The organism is Desulfovectis peckii, assembly GCF_055391705.1.
The window spans coordinates 1,682,116-1,702,650 of the sequence record NZ_AP042409.1; the positions used below are offsets into that span (position 1 = coordinate 1,682,116).

15 protein-coding genes are annotated in these 20,535 nt (G+C 43.6%); 4 read left to right on the plus strand and 11 right to left on the minus strand.

Going from position 1 to position 20,535, the window contains the following annotated elements; all coding sequences use genetic code 11:
• Window positions 1-23: 23 nt before the first annotated feature.
• From ACZ5NG_RS08325 to ACZ5NG_RS08340, 4 genes are all read left to right on the plus strand, one after another.
• Window positions 24-1,199: a hypothetical protein gene (locus ACZ5NG_RS08325; protein ID WP_464251350.1), complete on the plus strand. Its 1,176-nt coding sequence runs from the start codon at window positions 24-26 to the stop codon at window positions 1,197-1,199.
• 206 nt (window positions 1,200-1,405) lie between these two features.
• Entirely contained in the window at window positions 1,406-3,349 is a 1,944-nt protein-coding gene (locus ACZ5NG_RS08330) for a glycosyltransferase (protein WP_464251351.1), read from the plus strand.
• A gap of 13 nt (window positions 3,350-3,362) precedes the next feature.
• Window positions 3,363-6,350, plus strand: coding sequence for a glycosyltransferase (locus ACZ5NG_RS08335; RefSeq protein ID WP_464251352.1), 2,988 nt, complete (start codon window positions 3,363-3,365; stop codon window positions 6,348-6,350).
• A 2-nt stretch (window positions 6,351-6,352) separates the two neighbouring features.
• A complete protein-coding gene (locus tag ACZ5NG_RS08340) occupies window positions 6,353-7,723 on the plus strand; it encodes a mannose-1-phosphate guanylyltransferase/mannose-6-phosphate isomerase (protein ID WP_464251353.1) in 1,371 nt (456 codons plus the stop codon).
• 343 nt (window positions 7,724-8,066) lie between these two features.
• On the opposite strand, the gene ACZ5NG_RS08345 is transcribed toward ACZ5NG_RS08340, so the two are convergent.
• The 11 genes from ACZ5NG_RS08345 to ACZ5NG_RS08395 form a co-directional block, all read right to left on the minus strand.
• Window positions 8,067-9,689 carry a hypothetical protein gene (locus tag ACZ5NG_RS08345; RefSeq protein ID WP_464251354.1) on the minus strand — a complete coding sequence of 541 codons (1,623 nt, stop codon included), beginning with the start codon at window positions 9,687-9,689 and terminating at the stop codon, window positions 8,067-8,069.
• A gap of 304 nt (window positions 9,690-9,993) precedes the next feature.
• The gene (locus tag ACZ5NG_RS08350; RefSeq protein WP_464251355.1) at window positions 9,994-10,995 is read right to left on the minus strand and encodes an isocitrate dehydrogenase (NAD(+)); all 1,002 of its coding nucleotides are present in this window, start codon (window positions 10,993-10,995) and stop codon (window positions 9,994-9,996) included.
• A 27-nt stretch (window positions 10,996-11,022) separates the two neighbouring features.
• On the minus strand, window positions 11,023-11,523 hold the full coding sequence (locus ACZ5NG_RS08355; RefSeq protein ID WP_464251356.1) for a 3-isopropylmalate dehydratase small subunit: 501 nt from the start codon (window positions 11,521-11,523) through the stop codon (window positions 11,023-11,025).
• Window positions 11,524-11,549: 26 nt separating this feature from the next.
• A complete protein-coding gene (locus ACZ5NG_RS08360; RefSeq protein ID WP_464251357.1) occupies window positions 11,550-12,806 on the minus strand; it encodes a 3-isopropylmalate dehydratase large subunit in 1,257 nt (418 codons plus the stop codon).
• Window position 12,807: 1 nt separating this feature from the next.
• Window positions 12,808-13,977, minus strand: a complete 1,170-nt coding sequence (gene nifV / locus ACZ5NG_RS08365; RefSeq protein WP_464251358.1) for a homocitrate synthase — start codon at window positions 13,975-13,977, stop codon at window positions 12,808-12,810.
• Window positions 13,978-14,304: 327 nt separating this feature from the next.
• Complete coding sequence (locus ACZ5NG_RS08370; protein ID WP_464251359.1) at window positions 14,305-15,147, minus strand: hypothetical protein; 843 nt, start codon at window positions 15,145-15,147, stop codon at window positions 14,305-14,307.
• 31 nt (window positions 15,148-15,178) lie between these two features.
• A complete protein-coding gene (gene gatB / locus ACZ5NG_RS08375) occupies window positions 15,179-16,618 on the minus strand; it encodes an Asp-tRNA(Asn)/Glu-tRNA(Gln) amidotransferase subunit GatB (RefSeq protein ID WP_464251360.1) in 1,440 nt (479 codons plus the stop codon).
• 15 nt (window positions 16,619-16,633) lie between these two features.
• Window positions 16,634-18,091, minus strand: coding sequence for an Asp-tRNA(Asn)/Glu-tRNA(Gln) amidotransferase subunit GatA (gatA, locus tag ACZ5NG_RS08380; protein ID WP_464251361.1), 1,458 nt, complete (start codon window positions 18,089-18,091; stop codon window positions 16,634-16,636).
• A gap of 111 nt (window positions 18,092-18,202) precedes the next feature.
• Window positions 18,203-18,484 (minus strand): Asp-tRNA(Asn)/Glu-tRNA(Gln) amidotransferase subunit GatC, encoded by a 282-nt coding sequence (gene gatC / locus ACZ5NG_RS08385; RefSeq protein WP_464251362.1) that lies wholly within the window; start codon window positions 18,482-18,484, stop codon window positions 18,203-18,205.
• A gap of 220 nt (window positions 18,485-18,704) precedes the next feature.
• A complete protein-coding gene (locus ACZ5NG_RS08390) occupies window positions 18,705-19,556 on the minus strand; it encodes an ABC transporter permease subunit (protein ID WP_464251363.1) in 852 nt (283 codons plus the stop codon).
• A gap of 6 nt (window positions 19,557-19,562) precedes the next feature.
• Entirely contained in the window at window positions 19,563-20,525 is a 963-nt protein-coding gene (locus ACZ5NG_RS08395) for an ABC transporter ATP-binding protein (protein ID WP_464251364.1), read from the minus strand.
• Between the last annotated feature and the right edge of the window lie 10 nt (window positions 20,526-20,535).

Below are 20,535 nucleotides of genomic sequence, written 5' to 3' on the forward strand. Positions count from 1 at the left end.
GAAAACCAGAGGAGGAGATATACGTGTGGTATAATGACAGCTCGCTGGCTAAAAAGCAGAGTTTTGAATGCTACAAGAATCTAGATACATTAAAAAAGATCGCCAAATGCTTGGATAATATGTACAGCGATAATTTTGATTTTAGTTTTCCCGGTATTAAAAAAGATATTGAAAGAATTGAATATAAATTCAACTACTTGCTGGATAAAAAAAGTGAATATGGACTTTACCGCATGAAAAACGAAATATCCGACGTAGCGAAAAGAATTAAACACTACTTAGGTAAAATAGAAAAAGTTGATAACATCGTTACCACATCCGGCATGGTCATGAATGACGTAAAAAAAAGGGTAAACAAAATAGAAAATTTTATTAATGATCCGGCCTTTGGTTTAAAAGAAATTAGAATCGGTGTACGCAGCGCGGAAAAGCAAATCAAACGGGTGGATGACGCCGTCAATGATCCCGGCTTTGGCTTAAAGAGCATTAAGTGGCAAAGCCAGGAAAATCATAAAAAACTAAATAAAATTGATGATGCTATCTGCGACCCTGCCTTCGGTTTGCAGGAAATTAAACGGCAAGTTAAAGACAACGAAAAAAAACTGGACAAAATTGATGATATCGTCAGCAACCCCAGTTTTGGCTTGCAAGAAGTTAAACGGCAGGTTAAAGAAAATGAAAAAAAGCTGGATCAGATCAAGGATACCGTTAATGATGAAAATTTCGGTTTGCAAGAAATCAAGCGGCAGATTAAAGAAATTGAAAGAATGTTGAAAAAACCGGAAGCAAAAACAGACACTTTAACTACCGGACCGCTGTTTGTAAACTTTACCGGTGCCAATAACGGCGTTATTCAGCTGAGAGCGCAAAATTATACCGACCGGCAGCAAAGTGTCACCTTTACCGTTCACAAACTGGATAACAACTGCCCCTTCACCAACGACCAAACCAAAGTGACATTGGATTTAGAACCCCTGTGTGCCGGTTTGGCGGAAGTGCCCCTTAACAATGATATACAAAGTTTAGAAATACTTGCGCAACTCAGCTGCGACAGCGACTTGCTGGTATACGCCGCCATACTTGAAACCGGTGATTCCGCTGAACTATCGCTAAAAAAAGATATCCTGCATTCAGAATGGACTGTTTTAAAGAACAATTATTATTTTAGCAGTGAAGCGGCTGTAACCGATCATACCTAAGCCCGGTAAACATTTGCTTTTCTTTGCGGCCATGGCAAAAGAAGCCGCACCTCTTGCGTCAAGATATTCTTAAGGCAAATCTGCCGGATTGTGCAAAATAAAAACCGTTTATACTCGGGCGCAGGTACGCGCCCTTTTCTTCTCGGCAAGCACATTTTCTTTTTTCTTACATATAGTGTGCCAAACAACAATTTAGGGGGCCCACCATGATTTCTCTTTGTATGATTGTCAAAAACGAAGGCCGGCAAATCGCCCGTTGCTTAAAAAGTGTGCAGGCCGGTGTCGATGAAATAATTGTTGTCGATACCGGCTCTACCGACAATACCGTCAACATAGCTAAGAAATTTGGCGCCAAAGTGTTCTACTATCCTTGGCATGACGATTTTGCCGCCGCCCGCAACTTTAGTTTAGAAAAAGCAAGCGGCGATTGGATTTTATATTTAGATGCGGATGAGGAGCTGCAACTAGAAAGTCGCGAACAACTCCAACGGTTAACCCGCAACAATAATGTAGAGGCTTATTACTTTCATATTCAAAATTTGCATGATCGGCAGCATTCTTTAAGCCACATCAATGTCCGTATGTTTCGCAACCGCAAAGAATACCGCTTCCAAGGGCGGTTACATGAACAAATTTTAGATTCCATTCTTGAACACGCACCAAAGGGCCGGCAATGTGTTGCTGACTCGCAGATGTATATTATACATTACGGCTATGTTACCGCAGAATTTCTCGGCAAAAACAAAGCGGCACGCAATTACCGCATTATTAAAAAAATGTTGGCGGATAAGCCGGAGGATCCCTATTACCTTTATCACATGGGAAACTGCTTAGTAAATTTAGGAGATATTAAGCATGCAGCTAAATACTACCGGGCCGCAGTTGAAAACTTACCTTTGGGTGCGGCCTATGCCCCCAGTGTTTTTATTTCACTCGTTACCTGTATGCTTCAGCTTGGCAGGTTGGTAGAAGCCTCAAAATATCTGGAGCTCGGCAAACGGATTTATCCCGATTATACAGATATTTATTATCTGGAAGGCCAATTCTATTTTAAATTGGGACATCTGGAAAAAAGCAAACAATGCTTTCAGCAATGCCTTGCTTTAGGAGAACAAACAAACAGCAATTACACCACCCGAACCGGTGTGGGCAGCTTTTTGCCGTTGTTTCAACTGGCGCAAATTTATCAAAACATGGGCGCACTGGATAAAGCAATTGAATGTCAGATTAAAGGGTTAAACATAAAAAACAACTCCCTAAATGACTGGCTTGTACTGGCCAAGTTGATTAAACAATACTGCAATGACCTAACACTGACTTTTTATGTATTAAAACAAATAGTTAGGCATGAAGATCCGGTAGCGGAAAAACTAATTCTCGCCCGCCTGTTGAGCGAAATTGAAGCCTACCAATTTGTTGAGCAAATATTGGTTGAGCTGCCCGACACCGATGAAACACGCTATTTAAAGGGTATTGCCGCCTTAAAAACATCCCGCTATGGGCAAGCAATCGAGCACTTAAAAAAGATTGACGAACCGGTCGGTAAGAAGGAGCTGATTATCGCCCACTGGCTAAGTACACCGGCTGCCGATGCCGCAAACTTCATACAGGATAGCAACCTGGGCAGCAGTAAGGCCTGCCGTATCTATCAATGTATAAACGACATATTAATTCACAATAAGTTTTACGTTGATCTGCCGGTAACCGACCGACATTTTCAGGAAACAATTAACTACCTGCTAACTTTACAGCAGCCGCAGTTAGTTCTTGATATACTGGCAGGCTGCGGCATCTTTACCTCACCGGCAATTGTGGAATTTTTGCTTACCGATCCGACTGCCGCCCGATTAGAATTGGCGGCAAAAGTTGCGCTGTATGAACTTAAAGAAAGCGGCCTTAACGCCGAGTACCTTTATGCCTTGGCACGTTATTTTATGTTTCATCAGGAATTAGATACCGCATTAAAGCTGGCCGAAAAAATTATTGAACTGCAACCGCAAAAGGCCGCCTATCAAAAACTGAGATACAAAATTTATTGTTTGCATTCATTAAACATGGTATGGGAAGCCCTCAAACACTACCCGAATAGCACGCGGTTAAATAACTTTTTAATCGCGCTGCAACAAAAGTTAACAAGCAGCTTGGCTTAAAGGGGGCAAGAAAATGAGCTGTACATTAAGTCTGTGCATGATTGCCAAAGATGAAGAGGAACAAATCGCCCGCTGTATTAACAGCGCTAAAGGATTTGTTGATCAAATAATCGTCGTTGATACCGGCTCGACTGATCGCACGGTTGAGATTGCCCGAGAACTGGGGGCGGAAGTTTATCATTTGCAATGGCAGGACGATTTTAGCCAAGCCCGCAATGAATCTCTGAAATATGCCAAAGGGGATTGGATTATTGTTTTAGATTGTGATGAAGAATTGGATCAAAACAGCGCGCTACTCCTCAAAGAGGCGATTAACCGAGAAAACTACAGCGGTTATTGGCTGACTTGCATCAATATTATTAACGGCAAGCCGCAAAACAAATTTCCGTCCTTTCGCCTGTTTCGCAACAAGCCTCATTTTCGCTACGAATGCCCTATTCACGAACAAATTCTGCCGGCCGTGTTAAAGCATACCAAGCCGGAGCAAATTGGCAAGCTTGATGTTTATATTTATCACTACGGCTATGAAGTCAGTACCGTTAAACAACACAACAAAATTGAGCGCAACATCCGCATTTTGCAAAAGGCGCGGGAGCAGTACGGCAATGCGGGGTTTGTCAACTATTATTTGGGTGTGGAATATCAGCGTGCAAATGACTATCAAACAGCCTTACATTATTATTTACAATCTTTAGCCGTCACCGATGATCAAGTTCCCTATAAGCCGTCCTTAATAAAAAATATTGGGCACTGCTACCTGCATGAAAACAAACCGCAAGCCGCCCTAAAAGTTATTGACCGCTATCTCGATGTATATCCTGATTATGCCGATTTAATTTATCTTAAAGGCGTAATACTTCTGCAATTGGATCAATATCAACAGGCGTTGGCCTGCATGAATGCATGCCTTGCTATGAAAGGGGCACCCGATAAATACATTAACACGCTCGGCATTACTGATTACCTGCCCAAACAGTTCATTAACAAACTAATTGCCGCGCTAATCCAAGAAGCCCGCCGGTTGATATTAAAACAAACTTACGGCAATGCGTTTGACTTATTAAATATTGTTTTTAATCAATTGAAAAAAACACCCAGTGAAACTGCTTACCTTCGGTTGCTGGAAACAATGCACTACTTAATTGACAGCTTAAACAAACAACAGTCCCTTAACCTGGATGATGTGCAGTTGTCTATTTGCATTGTTTGCTTTAATGCCGTGGAGTACACCAAACGCTGTGTGCAAAGCATCAGGCAAAACACCGATATACCTTATAAAATTCACCTGCTGGACAACGGCTCTACAGACGACACCAAAAAGTATTTAGAATCAATAAAAAACGATGCCGATATAGAGGTGTTTTTCAGTGCAGTAAACCTGGGCGCAGCAAAAGGTCGTAACCTACTGATTAAACAAGCAAAGCTATACCCATATGTGGTGTTTTTGGATAATGACGTGGAAGTATTTGCCCACTGGTATCTGCCTTTTTTCCGGCAATTACAGGCAAACCCCTCCCTCGGCATTTTAGGGGTGCAGGGCTATAAGGTCAAAGTAAGGGGAAAAACACGTTACTTAACTCCCGTTAAAAAAGGAAGGGCAGACATTATTACCGGCTACTGCATGTTTACTACCAAGGAGTTGATTAACTACATCGGACTTTTTGATGAGCATTTAGGCCGGTATTGGCACGAAGACGATGACTATTGCTTGCGCGCCATTGGAGCGGGATATTTTAATCAGGTAGTGGCCGCTGACTTAGTGCATTACGGCAGCAAGTCTTCTTCAACCGAGCCGGATATGCTGGACCGGAAGTATTCCCGGCAAAACCTTGCCTATCTTACCGAAAAATGGCGCCGCCTAGGACTGATTAATGCCCAGGGTAAACCGCACTGCGGTAAAATTAACCTTGCCTGGGAAGGGCAATTTGCCGACGGCAGTTTGGCCCATGTCAATCGCGAGATAGCATTGCAGCTTTGTGAACACCCCGCCCTTAACCTAAAACTTGTTCGCAGTGAAGCAGAGCAATTTAACGCCCCAGCAGACCCGCCATTGGACAAAATTACCAAACACTTTGTTTCCCGACCGCCTACTAATGTTAACTTTTATGTTCGCCACCAATGGCCGCCCAACTTTCAAAAACCCCCGGCAGGCAAGTGGATTTTAATGCAGCCCTGGGAGTACGGTGCCATACCAAAAAATTGGGTTAAACCAATGGTGGAAGAAATAGATGAAATTTGGGTACCCAGTACATTTAACAAACAATGCTATGTTGAGTGCGGTATCCCGGAAGAAAAAGTTTACGTTATTCCCAACGGCGTGAATACAGAAATTTTCTGCCCGGGTAAAGATAAGTTTCCGTTAAAAACCGCTAAAAGGTTTAAGTTTGGCTTTGTTGGCGGCACCATTTGGCGAAAAGGTATCGACATACTGCTTAATGCTTATCTTCAGGCTTTTAATCAACATGATGACGTAAGCTTAATAATTAAAGATCACGGCACAAACTCCTTTTATCGTGGGCAAACACTTAGCGATTACATTAAAGAATTAAGAAAAAACCCTAATCATCCGGAAATAATTTATATTTCTGATCAGTTAAGCACCACGGAAATGGTGCAGCTGTACCGCGCCATTGACTGCCTGGTCCATCCTTACCGCGGTGAGGGTTTTGGCCTGCCGATTGCTGAAGCAATGGCCTGTGAAAAGCCGGTAATAGTTACTGATTACGGTGCAGCCTTGGATTTTTGTGATAAGAATAACAGTTTTCTAATACCGGCAACTGTAAAGGTATTTGCCGAAAAATTCGTCGGCGATTTGGAAACCGTTACCTACCCTTATATTGCAGAACCGAAGGCTGACAAATTATCTGAAATATTAAGAGAAGTTTATCATCTTCCTCCGGAGAAGTTAGCCCAGATGGGCCGCAGCGGACGAAAGCGCATTTTAAACCAATTCACCTGGCGGCATACCGCCGATGCCATTATGAAAAGATTGGAGGGGTAATTTTGAAGGCACTGATTTTGGCCGGCGGCACCGGCAGCAGATTGTGGCCGCTGAGCAGAACCTATTACCCCAAACAATTTTTAAAATTAAAAAATATGGAACAATCCCTTTTTCAACAAACGCTGGCACGCTGTGCCCGTTTAGTCGACATCAAAGATATTTTGGTGGTCACCAATGAGGCTTATAAATTTTTAGTCCGCAATCAAGTGGAAGAACTGGGCTATCAACTGACTGAACGGCAAATTTTAGTTGAGCCGCTGGCCAAGAACACTTTACCGGCGGTTTATTACAGTGTTGAGCAAATAAAAAAACAAGGGTCAGATATTGTCATCGTGTTGCCATCGGATCATTTAATTAAAGGAGATGAACAATTTTGTCAGCAAGTTAAAAAAGGATTAACATTGGCAGAAAACTACATCGTAACCTTCGGGATTAAACCCCTTAACCCTCACAGCGGTTACGGTTATATTAAACCGCACAAGCCCATAGAACCCGGCTTTACCGTTGCTGCGTTTAAAGAAAAACCGGATTCACAGACGGCACAAACATATTTAGATGCCGGTTATCTTTGGAACAGCGGCATATATATGTTTTCTACCGATCTTTTTATTGCCGAAGTACAAAAGCACTGCCCGGAAATAGCCAAGGCCTTTGCAACTGCCGACATCAACAGTGCTTATCAGCTAGCGCCGGCAATTTCCATAGACTGCGGCTTAATGGAAAAATCGGCAAAGGCAGCAGTAATTCCCCTTGATATTGAGTGGAATGATTTGGGAAGTTTTGACGCTTTTGAACGTTTATTTCCCTCTGACCAGCAGGGCAACATTTGTTCCGCACAGGATATGATTATCGACGTGAACAACAGTTTAATTTACTCCGATGAGCACAAAGCGGTGGCCCTGATCGGTGTCAGTGACTTAATTGTAGTAGATCAAAAAGATGCCTTGCTAGTCTGTGCAAAAAAACAGGCCCAACAAGTAAAACAAATTGTTGAACTGTTAAAGACGCGCCGCGACCAACGGGCAGATTATCATTTGACAACTTACCGCCCTTGGGGTTCATATACTGTTTTAGAAAACGGCCAATTTTATAAGATTAAGCGTATTACCGTATTGCCGGGAAAAAAACTAAGTTGCCAACTGCACTATCACCGCAGCGAGCACTGGGTAGTGGTACGGGGCACCGCCAAAGTGGCCATAGAAGGGAAAGAAACTTTTGTGCGCAGCGGTGAAAGCACCTTTGTTCCCTCCGGCTTTAAACACCGCTTAGAAAACCCGGGTAAAGTACCGCTGGAAGTAATTGAAGTGCAGCTGGGGGAGTATTTGGCGGAAGATGATATTGTTAGGTTTGATGACGATTTTGGGCGAAGCTGAAAACCAGGCCTTATATATAACAAAAAGTTATTTTACTTATAACGATCGATATGGTATACTTTTTCTGGGGAGAACGGGGGTGGTCCCCCCTATGGACTGCAAATCCATGAGCCGATCTGAGTACGGATCGGAGTCCGGTTCGATTCCGACTTCTCCCCTCCAAATTAAGATTAACATACCAAGTATTCAATATAACGTTGGGGTGTTATTCTACAGCCCCTGTCCAACTGTCCACTGCCCCCCGTCCAACCCTTTGTTGTCAGCTGTCTACTGACCAACTAATGCAAAAAAGGGCTGCAGTACTACAAACCTTTAACTTCGTAGTACTACAGCCCCTATTTTTTTAACCTACCTGTTCATAGCCTTGGCGCGGCGGCGGTGGCGGGTAGCCAAAAATAGGCCACAGCGGAGTTACCGGCTGCATCGGCCCGTTATTATTTTGTTCAAAACTGCCGGCCTGTTCATTAACCTGCTCTGTACTGTTCGGCTTATCTTTAACCGGCTTTGTCTCCTGTTCTGCAAGCGCCTCAACTACAATTTCTTTATCGCGCATCCGTTTTTGTTTAACGTAAGAAATTACGCCGGCAGTAGTTAAGCCTAACACCAACACCCCACCGCCGACCAATAAAATGCTGGTCAAACTAAGTGACTTTTTCCCTACTTTATCTTTCTTGGTAGCTGCTGTTTCTATTTTATTTTTTTCTTTAGAAGATACTTCTTTTGCTTCTTTGTCTGCCGGCTCATCCGTAACTAATTCCCAATCACCGTCGCGATAATAATCTGATACAAAATCATAATCCATATCCATTTCCAACGCCGACAATGACAAAGGACGCTCCTCTTCATTATATTCCACTTCTTCTTGCCGGCGATCATTTTCTTTGGAAATGATGGAATCTAACATGTCTGATATTTCTTTAATTGTTTTCCTTACTTCCCTTCGGCTGCGATATACTGATTCATCTTGAAAAACACTGTCGCTTAACTCAGCAGTTTCTATATCCTTATCCTCGTGCGCAATATCTGCTAAATCCGACTCAAAGTCTTCGATGTCTAAATCTTGTTCTTCTTCAATGTCAAGCTTTTCTTCATCCCGGTTATTTTCTTCTTCATCCTCCAAATCTAAATCCTCCAAGTCATCCCAATCAAGCTCAGGCTCCTCATAAGCTTCATCTTCAATATCTAACAATTCGTCTGGCAAATCTTCATCTGCAAAGTCCTCCCAGTCAATATCCGGCTCCTCTAAATCTTCTTCTTCCACATCTAAATCCAACTCCTCCGGCAAATAATCATCCGCAAGGTCTTCCCAGTCAAACTCAGCTTCCTCTAATTCTTCTTTTTCCAGATTTAAGTAAAATTTCCCGGTCAAATCATCAGCAGAAAAATCTTCCGGAACAAATTTTCCTTCCCTGTCCCCTACTGCGTAATTAATATGAGCAAATTCTTCTTTCTCTTCCTCTTCTTCTGCCGTCTTTTCCTCTGCCAAATTAGCGTCTATAAAATTTAAATTTTGGGCAAAGCAATTTTTACAATAATCAGGCTCAAAATTTATTGATTCCTCGCCCGATTGTTCCTCAAAGACGGCATCGTCATGAACAAGCTCATCCGCTGCTTCTGTTTTTGCTACCGCAACTTTTTCTTCGTTAAATTCCTCAGTATCTTTTATTTCTTCCCCCTCTTTAGCTTCTTCAACCCCTTCTGTTTCTTCTTCTACCGCTGCTATTTTTTCCGGCCGCTCATTTTCTTTCCCTTCAATATCACTACTTATACCCATTTCTTGTTCAATTTCTTCTAACATTAAATCATCCTCTTCAGTGTGCTCATAATATGCATCCATCTCCCGCTCGATTTGCTCTAACAGTAGATCATCTTTAATATCTAACTGATCATCATGCTGAGAGTTATCCGGCATCATTTCTTGCTCAATATCATCGAGATCAAAAAATTCTCGCCTGTTTTCCGTCACCGCTATCTCCTCCAAACCGAGTAGTAAATTTATCCATAAGTTTGAGATCACCAAATTCCTACTCTTTACAGATTATTGATTAACGTGGTTAAAAGTGACAATATTTTTGCAAAAACATCAGTTTGCCTCAGTGGTAATTATTAACTGCTGATAAAAAAAGCGTGTTGTCTAACTACTGCCGTAGTTAGCAACACGCCATTACCCTGCCCAATGGCTGTAACACCGGTCCTACGGACCAACTTTCTTACCGTCTTTTTCATTGGGCATCGTTCTTTTATTTCTATTTATGGTGTTAAGGAGGAAGTTAGCTCAAATAACTGATTATCGCTTCTGTCATGGTATCAGTAGAAGCATTGCCGCCTAAATCAGCGGTAACATTTTTACCTTCCCTTAAGACCGCTTCTACCGCCTTTTGGATCCGTGCGGCTGCGGCATATTCACCCAGGTGCTGCAGCATCATAACGCCGGAAAGAATAACCGCCAGCGGGTTAGCTGTGTTTTTTCCGGCCAAATCGGGAGCGCTGCCGTGAACGGCTTCAAAAACGGCAATATCCTCACCAATATTGGCGGCCGGAGCAACACCCAGCCCACCGACCAAACCGGCACATAAATCTGAGATAATGTCCCCGTAAAGGTTAGGCATTACCAGCACATCATAATTTTCCGGCACTTGCACTAACTTCATGCACATCGCATCAACAATCATCTCTTCATATAGAAGGGTGGGATACTGCCGGGCAATATGGCGAGCCGCTTCTAAAAACAAACCGTCGCTCAGTTTCATAATGTTTGCCTTATGTACCACCGTCACCTTTTGTCGGTTATGCCTGACCGCATAATCAAAAGCATAACGGACAATGCGCTCCGATGCTTGCCGGGTGATTATTTTAATACTCTCAGCGGCATCACCGCCAACCATGTGTTCAATTCCGGCATAGAGATCTTCGGTGTTTTCCCGCACCACCACTAAATCTACCCTATTATAACGGGTAGGCACACCGGGCAGCGTTTTTGCCGGTCTGAGGTTGGCATATAAATTCAACTCTTTGCGCAGTGCTACATTTACACTGCGAAAGCCTCGGCCCACCGGTGTTGTCAGCGGGCCTTTTAAAGCCACTTTATTTTTGCGCACAGAATCCAGCACATTTTGCGGCAGAGGGGTACCGTAATGAGAAATCGCCGCTTCTCCGGCAACTACGGTTTCCCAATTGATTTGCACGCCGGATGCGTCAATTACTTTGCGGGCCGCTGCCGTTATTTCCGGGCCAATGCCGTCACCGGGTATCAGTGTTACGTTGTATACCAATTTAATTACCTCCGACAGTTCCGAGTGTTACAGATTAAAGTCGCCGTATTTTCTAAAATGTTGGCTTAAACCGCCGTCATTTAAGATTTTAATCATTACAGGCGGCAGCGGCTTGGCTTTAATTTCAACACCGGTGGTAAGATTTTTAACAATGCCGGCTGATAAATCCACTTCTAATTTATCGCCGGCGGCAATACGGTCGGTATCACATTCCACCACCGGCAGGCCGGTGTTAATCGCATTGCGGTAAAAAATGCGGGCAAAGGATTTAGCCAGTACCGCTGCAATACCGGCATTTTTAATGGCCAAGGGGGCCTGCTCGCGGGAAGAACCGCAGCCAAAGTTTTTACCGGCAACAATAAAATCGCCGGCGGTAACTTTTGCATAAAAGTCAGGATCTAAATCTTCCATCACATGCTTAGCCAACTCCCGCATGTCCAGCGTTTTGAATTTATATTTACCCGAGATAATGTAATCGGTGTTAATATCATCTAAAGCAAACTTATGCACATTACCGGTAAGTTTCATTATTTCACCTACTTATTTGAAATTAGTTAATCTAAATAATTGCGCGGATCAGTGATTTCACCGGTTAAGGCGGAAGCAGCTACTGTTGCCGGCGAAGCAAGGTAGATGTTGGCGTTACTGTTGCCCATTCGCCCCTTAAAGTTGCGGTTAGCGGTAGAAATGACGTTCTCCCCGTCCGAAGGTATGCCGTTATGCGTGCCGACACAAGGCCCGCAGCCCGGAGTGACCACCGCCGCTCCTGCTTCTACCAGCGTCTGAATAATCCCCTCCGCCATTGCGGCTAAGAAAACCCGCTTAGAAGCAGGGGCTACGATTAACCGCACGCCTTTGGCTATTTTTTTCCCTTTCAGTATGTCAGCGGCAATGCGTAAATCTTCCAGCCGGCCGTTAGTGCAGGTACCGATGACAGCTTGTTGAATCGGTGTGCCCGCGACTTCGCTGACGCCTGCCGTATTATCTACCCGGTGGGGTTTAGCCACCTGCGGTTCTAATTTTGATACATCATACTCTTTTACTTCAGCATAGTTTGCATCAGCATCGGCAAATATCGGGGTGAATTTTTCCTTGGTATATTGCTTCAACCACTGAAGGGTTTTTTCGTCAGCATTCATCAGGCCCGCTTTCGCTCCCATTTCAATCGCCATGTTGGCTATCGTCATGCGTCCGTCTATAGAAAGGGCAGCCACTGCTTCACCGGTATATTCTACCGCTTGATAGGTCGCCCCATCAGCAGTAACGTCACCAATCAGGTAAAGTATTAAATCCTTGGCAAAAACACCGGGCGGCAGCACGCCATTTAGAACAAACTTCACCGTTTCCGGAACCTTAAACCACATTTTCCCGCAAATCATGGCGGCCGCCAAATCAGTGGAACCTACACCGGTAGAAAAAGCGTTTAACGCCCCATAGGTGCAGGTATGGGAATCCGCCCCGATAACCAGTTTGCCCGGCCCTACCTTGCCGCTTTCCGGCAGCAATTGATGGCAAACACCTTCGCCAATATCATACAGTTTAAAACCTTTGTCGGCGGCAAACTCACGCATTAGCTTGTGCAAGGCGGAAACCCCTTCATTAGGACTGGGAGCACTGTGATCTATTACCATCACCACTTTCTCCCGATCGCACACGCCGGCTCCGCCCATATTGTTAAAGGCCTTAATTGCCAGCGGTGATGTACCGTCCTGACCCATAATCATATCTACTTCGGCAACAACTATATCCCCGGCATAGACCCTTTGCCCACAGTGTTCAGACAAGATTTTTTCCGCTATTGTTTGTCCCAAATTAATCCCTCTTTCCCGAATGTCCTTGATGATGATGATGATGGGTATAACCAAAATAATCTTCGTAAATGTACATCAGCTCTTTATCAAAGAGCGGGCGCTTTAAGGACACCGCTGCTTCCCGCACTTTTGGCAACAGTTGTTCTGCCTGGTGCTGACTTAATGCAATGCCGTATTCAGCAAATTTAGCCCTTAATGCCGCCGTACCGGAATGTTTGCCAATAACAATTTGCCGCTCTAAGCCCACTTCCTCCGGCTGAAAGGCTTCGTATGTTTTGGGGTTCTTCAACGCTCCGTCAGCATGGATTCCGGACTCATGAGCAAACATGTTTGAACCGACAATAGCTTTCCAAGCCGGCAGCTCACGACCGGATGCCCGGGAAACGTATTCGGCAACTTCAACAAACATATCCGTTTGGAACCCAAGATCAATACCATGAATGTGTTTTAAAGCCATCACTACCTCTTCTAAAGCGGCGTTACCGGCCCGCTCACCTAAGCCCAATACAGTTACGCCAATATAGTTTGCTCCCGCCTTTACACCGGCCAAAGCATTGGCGGTAGCCATGCCAAAGTCGTCATGGGTATGCATTTCTATTTCAATATCCACTGCTTGACGAATTTTCTTGATATTCTCATAGGTTTGAAAGGGATCTAAAATGCCGACCGTATCACAGTAGCGCAAACGGTCCGCGCCGGCCTGTTTGGCAACCTGAGCATATTTAATTAAAAAGTCAATGTCACTGCGGGATGCGTCCTCAGCATTAACGGATACATAAAGACCGTGTTTTTTGGCAAATTCAACTGCCCGCGCCATATTTTCCAAAACCCATTCTCTGGGCTTATTTAATTTATATTTCATGTGAATATCTGACGTAGATATTGAAATCGCCACCGCATCTACGCCGCACTCTAAGGAGGCCTCAATATCCTTAATTACCGGGCGATTCCAGCCCATTATACTGGCCTTTAAGCCCAATCGACATATCTCTTTAATCGCTTCTTGTTCATCCCCTTCCATAGTGGGGATGCCGGCCTCAATTTGGTCTACACCCAACTCATCTAAAAATTTAGCGATCCGAATTTTTTCCCGATTTGCAAAAACAACTCCGGCAGTTTGCTCCCCGTCTCGTAAAGTGGTATCAACAATGTAGATTTTTCTTTTCTCCATCAAAAATGCACCTCCTCAATAAACCGCCCTTCTATGCTGTGTATCTTATCACAACCAATTAGTTATTTAAAGCTAATCGGCCGATTTATACTGTATACTTTTGTTTTCGCTCATATTTTCTGATTTTTACAAAATATGTCTTATTTATTGCACAATTTGTCTTATGATTCCTGCATTCTGTATAATACATTGGATTAAACTTTTTAAAACGTGCAAGTTTTTAAACAGCAAAATTTTCTCAGCGGCAATTCCTTGAAAAACTTCATTTAGGCGTAAAAAAACTGCTGTACCGCGAACTGTTCAGTTCACAGGATACAGCAGTATCTTTTACTCCAATATCAGTTTAACGGTCACCGGCGAGTTTTCCCAAACTTCTTCCCCGAAATCCTTAATCAATCTCTTTTTAAGGGATTCTTTTTGATCTCGGGTTAATTCCGGTGCCTTATCTCGCCTGTTTAGTTGCACCACTTTACTGCCTTGCTGTTGAGCATTTTGCTTGGGGCTGTTATTTGGCTTAGGGAAAGTTAATTCTTCATTTACTTTACCGTCCAAGTCAAAATAGACATTAAAAAGTTTTAACGAACGCAGATAAACCGGCTTTTTATTAAATTCAACATAAGTTAACTCTACTGCAACAGCTTTTTGACCGGCCAATTCCTCAAATTTGCGATCATCATGCAGCGCGTTAAGAGCTATCCGCTTCACTTTATTTTGGGTAGTTAAATACATCCGCAGCTTGACTTTAGAATTTTGCTTTAATCCTTTTGGACCGTTAACAAATGCTTCCCTGCCGTTAACCGCCTGATTGTCTTCTGCCCGGTTGATGATTACCACATCAGTATCCGTCAAAATAACCAAGTGCCCTTCACGCAGATCAAACAGCACATCTCCTAAAAGCGGTATTAAACAGCCGTCTTCCACCAATCTTTTCTTTATTTGCACATGGCCTAATAAGGCTAATATTTCTACCACGCCGTCACATTGATTACAATATGATTGCGGTGCATAACAGTTTTCACAGGCTTCAACTTCATCAAACACAAATTCATCCAGTTTAAACTTTTTGCAATAGGTATCGCCGTCATAAGAAATCTGCATTACGTTAATATCGAGCCCTTTCCACTCTCCCATCAATACGTTATAAAATACATCACGCGAAGCTGTAATCATTTTTTCCTCCGTACACTGCATCGGTCAACCGTTAGCCTAATTTTTCCTTAAGCAGCTTATTTACCAATTCCGGATTGGCTTTACCTTTAGTGGCTTTCATGGTTTGACCGACTAAAAAGCCAATGGCTTTTGTCTTCCCGTTGCGATAATCCTCCACTGATTTTGGATTATCGGCAATAACTTGATCAATAATTTTGCTCAATTCTTCGGTATCGGTAATTTGTACTAAACCTTTTTCTTTAACGATTACTGCCGGATCCTTGCCGCTGATCACCATTTCTTCCAATACCCTTTTGCCGATTTTACCGCTAATGGTACCGTCATCAATTAGTTTTAACATTTCAGCCAGCTGCTTTGGCGTTACCGGACTTTTATCAATTTCTATTTGATGGGCATAGAGCAGTCGGGCAAAGTCACCCATCATCCAGTTGCTGACGGTTTTGGGATGTGGGTAATAATCCAATACTTCTTCAAAGAAATCCGCTACTTCTTTGCTCAAAGTAAGTATGTTAGCGTCATATTCCGGCAACCCGTATTGCTCAACATATCTGGCACGTCGGGCATCAGGAAGTTCAGGCAAATCCGCTTTGACTTCCTCTAGCCAATCTTCTTCAATGATAATCGGTGGTAAATTGGCATCCGGATAATAACGGTAGTCAACAGCTTTCTCTTTAGTGCGCATAGACACCGTTACACCTTTTGCTTCGTCCCAAGCACGGGTTTCCTGTACAATGCGCCCCCCGTCTTCCAGCACATCAATCTGCCGCTGAATTTCGTATTCCACTGCCCTTTGTACCGCTTTAAAAGAGTTTAGGTTTTTTATCTCCGTCTTAGTACCGAATTCCGTTGCTCCTTGCGGACGTACGGAAACGTTAACGTCACAGCGCAGGGATCCTTCCTCCATCTTGCAGTCAGATACCCCGGTGTACTGAATAATTGCTTTTAACTTTTCCAAATATGCCTTAGCTTCTTCCGGAGTGCGCATATCGGGCTCGGACACTATTTCAATCAACGGCATACCGCCACGGTTATAGTCTACCAGTGAATAAGGGGTAGTCATAATTGAGCCTTGATGTACCAATTTGCCGGCATCTTCCTCTATATGCAGACGGTTAATGCCGATGCGCTTGCGTTCGTTGTTCGCTTCAATCTCCAAATAACCATCCGCGGCAATGGGCGGATCATATTGGGATGTTTGATAGTTCTTCGGCAAATCCGGATAAAAATAATTCTTGCGATCAAATTTAGAAAAGGGGGCAATTTTGCAGTTTAAAGCCAAACCTGCCTTTACGGCATACTCCAACACTTTTTTATTTAAAACCGGCAATGTACCTGGTAATCCCAAACAAATCGGACAAACATGAGTATTGGGATCTCCGCCGAATTCAGTGGAGCAACTGCAAAAGATTTTGGTATTGGTTTTTAATTCCACATGCACTTCCAAGCCGATAACCGCTTCCCACTTAGCCACCACTCTTACCTCCTTTTAAAGAGCCGGGCGCTGCCGGTTAAAGTCTGTATTTTGTTCAAAGGTATATGCCGCCCTCAGCAGTTTTCCTTCGCTAAAAGGCTTGCCAATCAGCTGCAATCCTACCGGCAGGCCGTCAGAAAATCCGGCGGGCAAGCTAATGCCCGGCAAACCGGCTAAGTTTACCGAAACAGTAAGAATATCTTGGTAAATCATTTTAACGGGATCCGCACATTTTTCACCAATCTTAAAGGCCGTAGTTGGCGACGTCGGCGACAAAATTAAATCATATTTTTCAAAAACTCGCTCAAAATCCTGTTTAATTAAAGTACGAACTTTTTGTGCCTTTAAATAGTATTTATCATAACACTCTGCCGAAAGCACATACGTTCCCATCAATATGCGTCGTTTTACCTCCGGACCGAACCCTTTGCTGCGGCTTTTGGTAAACATTTCTACCACATCATTGGCTTCACTGTCACGGTAGCCATAGCGCACACCGTCAAAACAAGCCAAGTTAGAACTGGCATCAGCAGTGGCAATCAAATAAGACACCGGCGTAGAATACTTAGTGTGCGGCAAACTGATTTCTTCTACCACCGCACCCAACTCATTAAACTTGACAATGGCTTCTTCAATTACTTGGCGCACACCGCTGTCCAGCCCGGCCGCCATGTATTCTTTGGGCACCCCTATTTTCATGCCTTTCACATCAGAAACTAAGTACTTGGTATAATCGGGAACATCAAATTTTACTGATGTGGCATCAAGAGGATCATGACCGCAAATAGCATTTAACACCAATGCCATATCGGTAACATCTTTAGTAATTGGGCCAACTTGATCCATCGATGAGGAATAAGCTACCACGCCATAACGGGATACCGCGCCATAGGTTGGCTTCATGCCTACCACACCGCAGAAAGCCGCCGGTTGCCGAATACTGCCGGCGGTATCCGAACCCAAGGCGAAAATACATTCGTCTGCAGCGACCGCCGCAGCCGAACCGCCGCTGGAACCACCGGGCACCCGTTCGGTATTCCATGGATTATAGGTAGGATGGAATGCTGAATTTTCGGTGGAAGAACCCATGGCAAATTCATCCATGTTGGTTTTACCAACAGTGATCGCAGCGTTTTTATTCAACTTTTCCATTACCGTGGCATTATACGGCGGTACAAAGTCAGCTAACATTTTAGAAGCGCAGGTAGTGCGCAGACCTTCGGTACAAATGTTGTCCTTGATTGCCACCGGAATACCGGCCAGCGGCGCAATTTCTTCTCCGGCAGCAATTTGCTTGTCCACCTGAGCAGCCGCTTCTAATGCCTTTTCTTTATTTAATGTCAAATAAGCTTTTACTTTCGGTTCAACTTGTTCTATGCGCTTAAAAACGGCAGTGGTAATTTCCTGTGCACTGACTTCTTTTTTTAAAAGCATTTCGTGCAGCTCGTGGGCAGTCAATTGGTACAAAGCCATTCCCTCATTCAACCCCCTACAAAAAAGAGCCTTTCCGCCCTTTTACTTTTATGTAAAGTTAATGATCGATCCTTTTGCTAAAAAGGCAAAAATGCCGGATTTCCGGCTGTTTTAAAGAATTTTAGGCACCTTAAAGAAATTGCCTTCCGCTTCCGGTGCATTGGCAATTGCCTTTTCGTTTGGTAAGTGTTCGCCTACCACATCCTCACGAAAGACGTTTTTAATGGGCAGAATATGTACCGTCGGTGGTACATCCTCGGTGTTTATTTCTTCCAAATCTTGAGCATGGTTTAAAATATCATTTAACTGCTTTGCATACAATTCTTTTTCATCTTCATCCAGTTCCAAGCGGGCATTCAGAGCAACACTTTCAATATCCTGCTTACTGATCAATCCTAAACCCCTCTTTTCTTTCAAAAACTGGCAACATTATATCAAAATTCCTAATATAGATGCAAGTTTACCACTTTCATAGGACCGTTTCAACTTATTTTTTAATACCACTTTTTGGTTTGATTTTTGTAGACAGTTACTTTACACTACAAACACAACTTCATTAGCAAAAAAATAAGCTTAGGGGCGCATTTATCTCGCGCCCCCGGAACAACAGAGCTTACAAATCCTTTTTGACGAAGCAGGCTACCGCTAAAGCAATACAGGCGGCAATGTAAAATAGCGCATATACCAGCATCGCATTACTGGGCGGGTTGGTCACCCCAAAGGGACCAATTGAAAGTGTGGATAAGGGGTTAGCCGCACTGCCGGTTACTATCGTCAGCATTTTTTTAAACAGCGCATCGCTGGGAATAAGCAAACTGGTTATAATACCGATATTCACCAGTGTAGCTTTAGAAAGCAGGTTGCCGATTTGCTCGATAAAGCCGCCGATTATGCCAAACAGGTAAATAACGGTTGCAACAATACCGGCAGTAAGAGTTCTGAACACTGTACTTAAAAACAAGGCCAGACCTAACAGCACCAATGGCTGCAAAATAAACACCGCGGCACCAAAGATAAAGTTGCCGGCAGTAAGCAGTGTCAGCGACAACGGGTTGTAGTATTTATTCAGCAGTATAATGATAATAAATAAGGCCAACGAGTATACCGTCAACATTAAGCCATAGCCCAAATATTTACCTAACACTATTGAACTGCGCTTAATAGGTTTAGAAACAATTGCATACAGCAAACCGCTTTCTACTTCTGAGGCAATAGAACCGATACTGGTTAACAGCGCCAAAAGGGAAAGCAAAAAGGAGGCAAAATATAACCCCATCGCCAAAAGTTGATTACCAATCACTTGCCGGATTACTAACTGTCCGTTACCCATTTTCGCCATTTCTTTAGCCGCCGCATTTAACGCTCCACCGTATAACAGTGCAAATAGCACAGTTAAAACCAATGTAACCACAAAAACTTTTTTCTTCGATACTTCTAAAAAAGTTAATCTGGCAATGCTAAACACAAAACGCTACCTTCTTTCCGCACGGCCGGTGCCCTTTACCAGCTCGATAAATATTTTTTCCAGTGAATCGGTAATAGGTGATACTTCATAAATGTTTATCCCTGCCTCTACAATCTTTTGTACCAACTGTGGAACTTGACTTTTTTCTCTACAGGCAAAAACCAGCTCTGTTTTTGCTTGTGCAGACATATCGGCAGGCAATTTGCTTTTAGAAAGCAACTTAATATTAATATCTTTAAAGATTTGGCCGGCCTGTTTTTCAAAAAACGGATTTTCTTCTATCACTACCTTCACCTTACAGGCCTTCGCGGTAATTTCCCGCCAGTCACCTTGAAAGGTCAGCCTTCCGTTTTTAATCACCGCAATGCGGTCGCAAACGGTTTCTAACTCACCAAGCAAATGACTGTTAATAAAAACGGTTTTACCTTGTGCCTTTAAACTTACCGTTAAATCGCGCACCATCTTGCGGCCAATAGGGTCTAATGCAGAGCTAGGCTCATCTAAAAATAAAATGTCAGGATCGGCTATTAACGCGCAGGCTAAGCCAATGCGTTGCTGCATGCCTTTACTGTAGCTCCCCACCCGTTTTGTACGCTGCTCAGATAACCCCACCATTGCCAACACTTGTGGTAATCGCCTTTCTGTTTCCGCCTTGGAAAGCCGATAAAGGGAAGCATGAAAACGCAGCAATTCCTCCCCGGTAAGCCAGTCATGATAGTTAAACTTTTCCGGCAAAAAGCCAATTCTTTTTTTTACCTCTAAGTCTGTTAACGGTTTACCCAACAGCCTGGCTTCACCGGCAGTAGGTTGCAGTAAGCCTACTAACATCTTCACCAACGTACTTTTGCCTGCCCCGTTTGGACCAATTAAACCAAAAACGGAGCCCTGGGGCACCGTCAGCGAAATTTCCCGACAGCCCCCACGGCCTTGGTAAGTTTTAGTTAATTGATATGTTTCAATTGCTAACACTCAAAATCTC

Excerpts from the sequence above, each read along its gene's own strand:
- ACZ5NG_RS08330 (WP_464251351.1), top strand. The coding sequence starts at position 1,406 with ATGATTTCTCTTTGTATGATTGTCAAAAACGAAGGCCGGCAAATCGCC.
- ACZ5NG_RS08335 (WP_464251352.1), top strand. The coding sequence starts at position 3,363 with ATGAGCTGTACATTAAGTCTGTGCATGATTGCCAAAGATGAAGAGGAA.
- ACZ5NG_RS08355 (WP_464251356.1), bottom strand. The coding sequence starts at position 11,523 with ATGAAACTTACCGGTAATGTGCATAAGTTTGCTTTAGATGATATTAAC.
- nifV (WP_464251358.1), bottom strand. The coding sequence starts at position 13,977 with ATGGAGAAAAGAAAAATCTACATTGTTGATACCACTTTACGAGACGGG.
- ACZ5NG_RS08370 (WP_464251359.1), bottom strand. The coding sequence starts at position 15,147 with ATGATTACAGCTTCGCGTGATGTATTTTATAACGTATTGATGGGAGAG.
- gatA (WP_464251361.1), bottom strand. The coding sequence starts at position 18,091 with ATGGCTTTGTACCAATTGACTGCCCACGAGCTGCACGAAATGCTTTTA.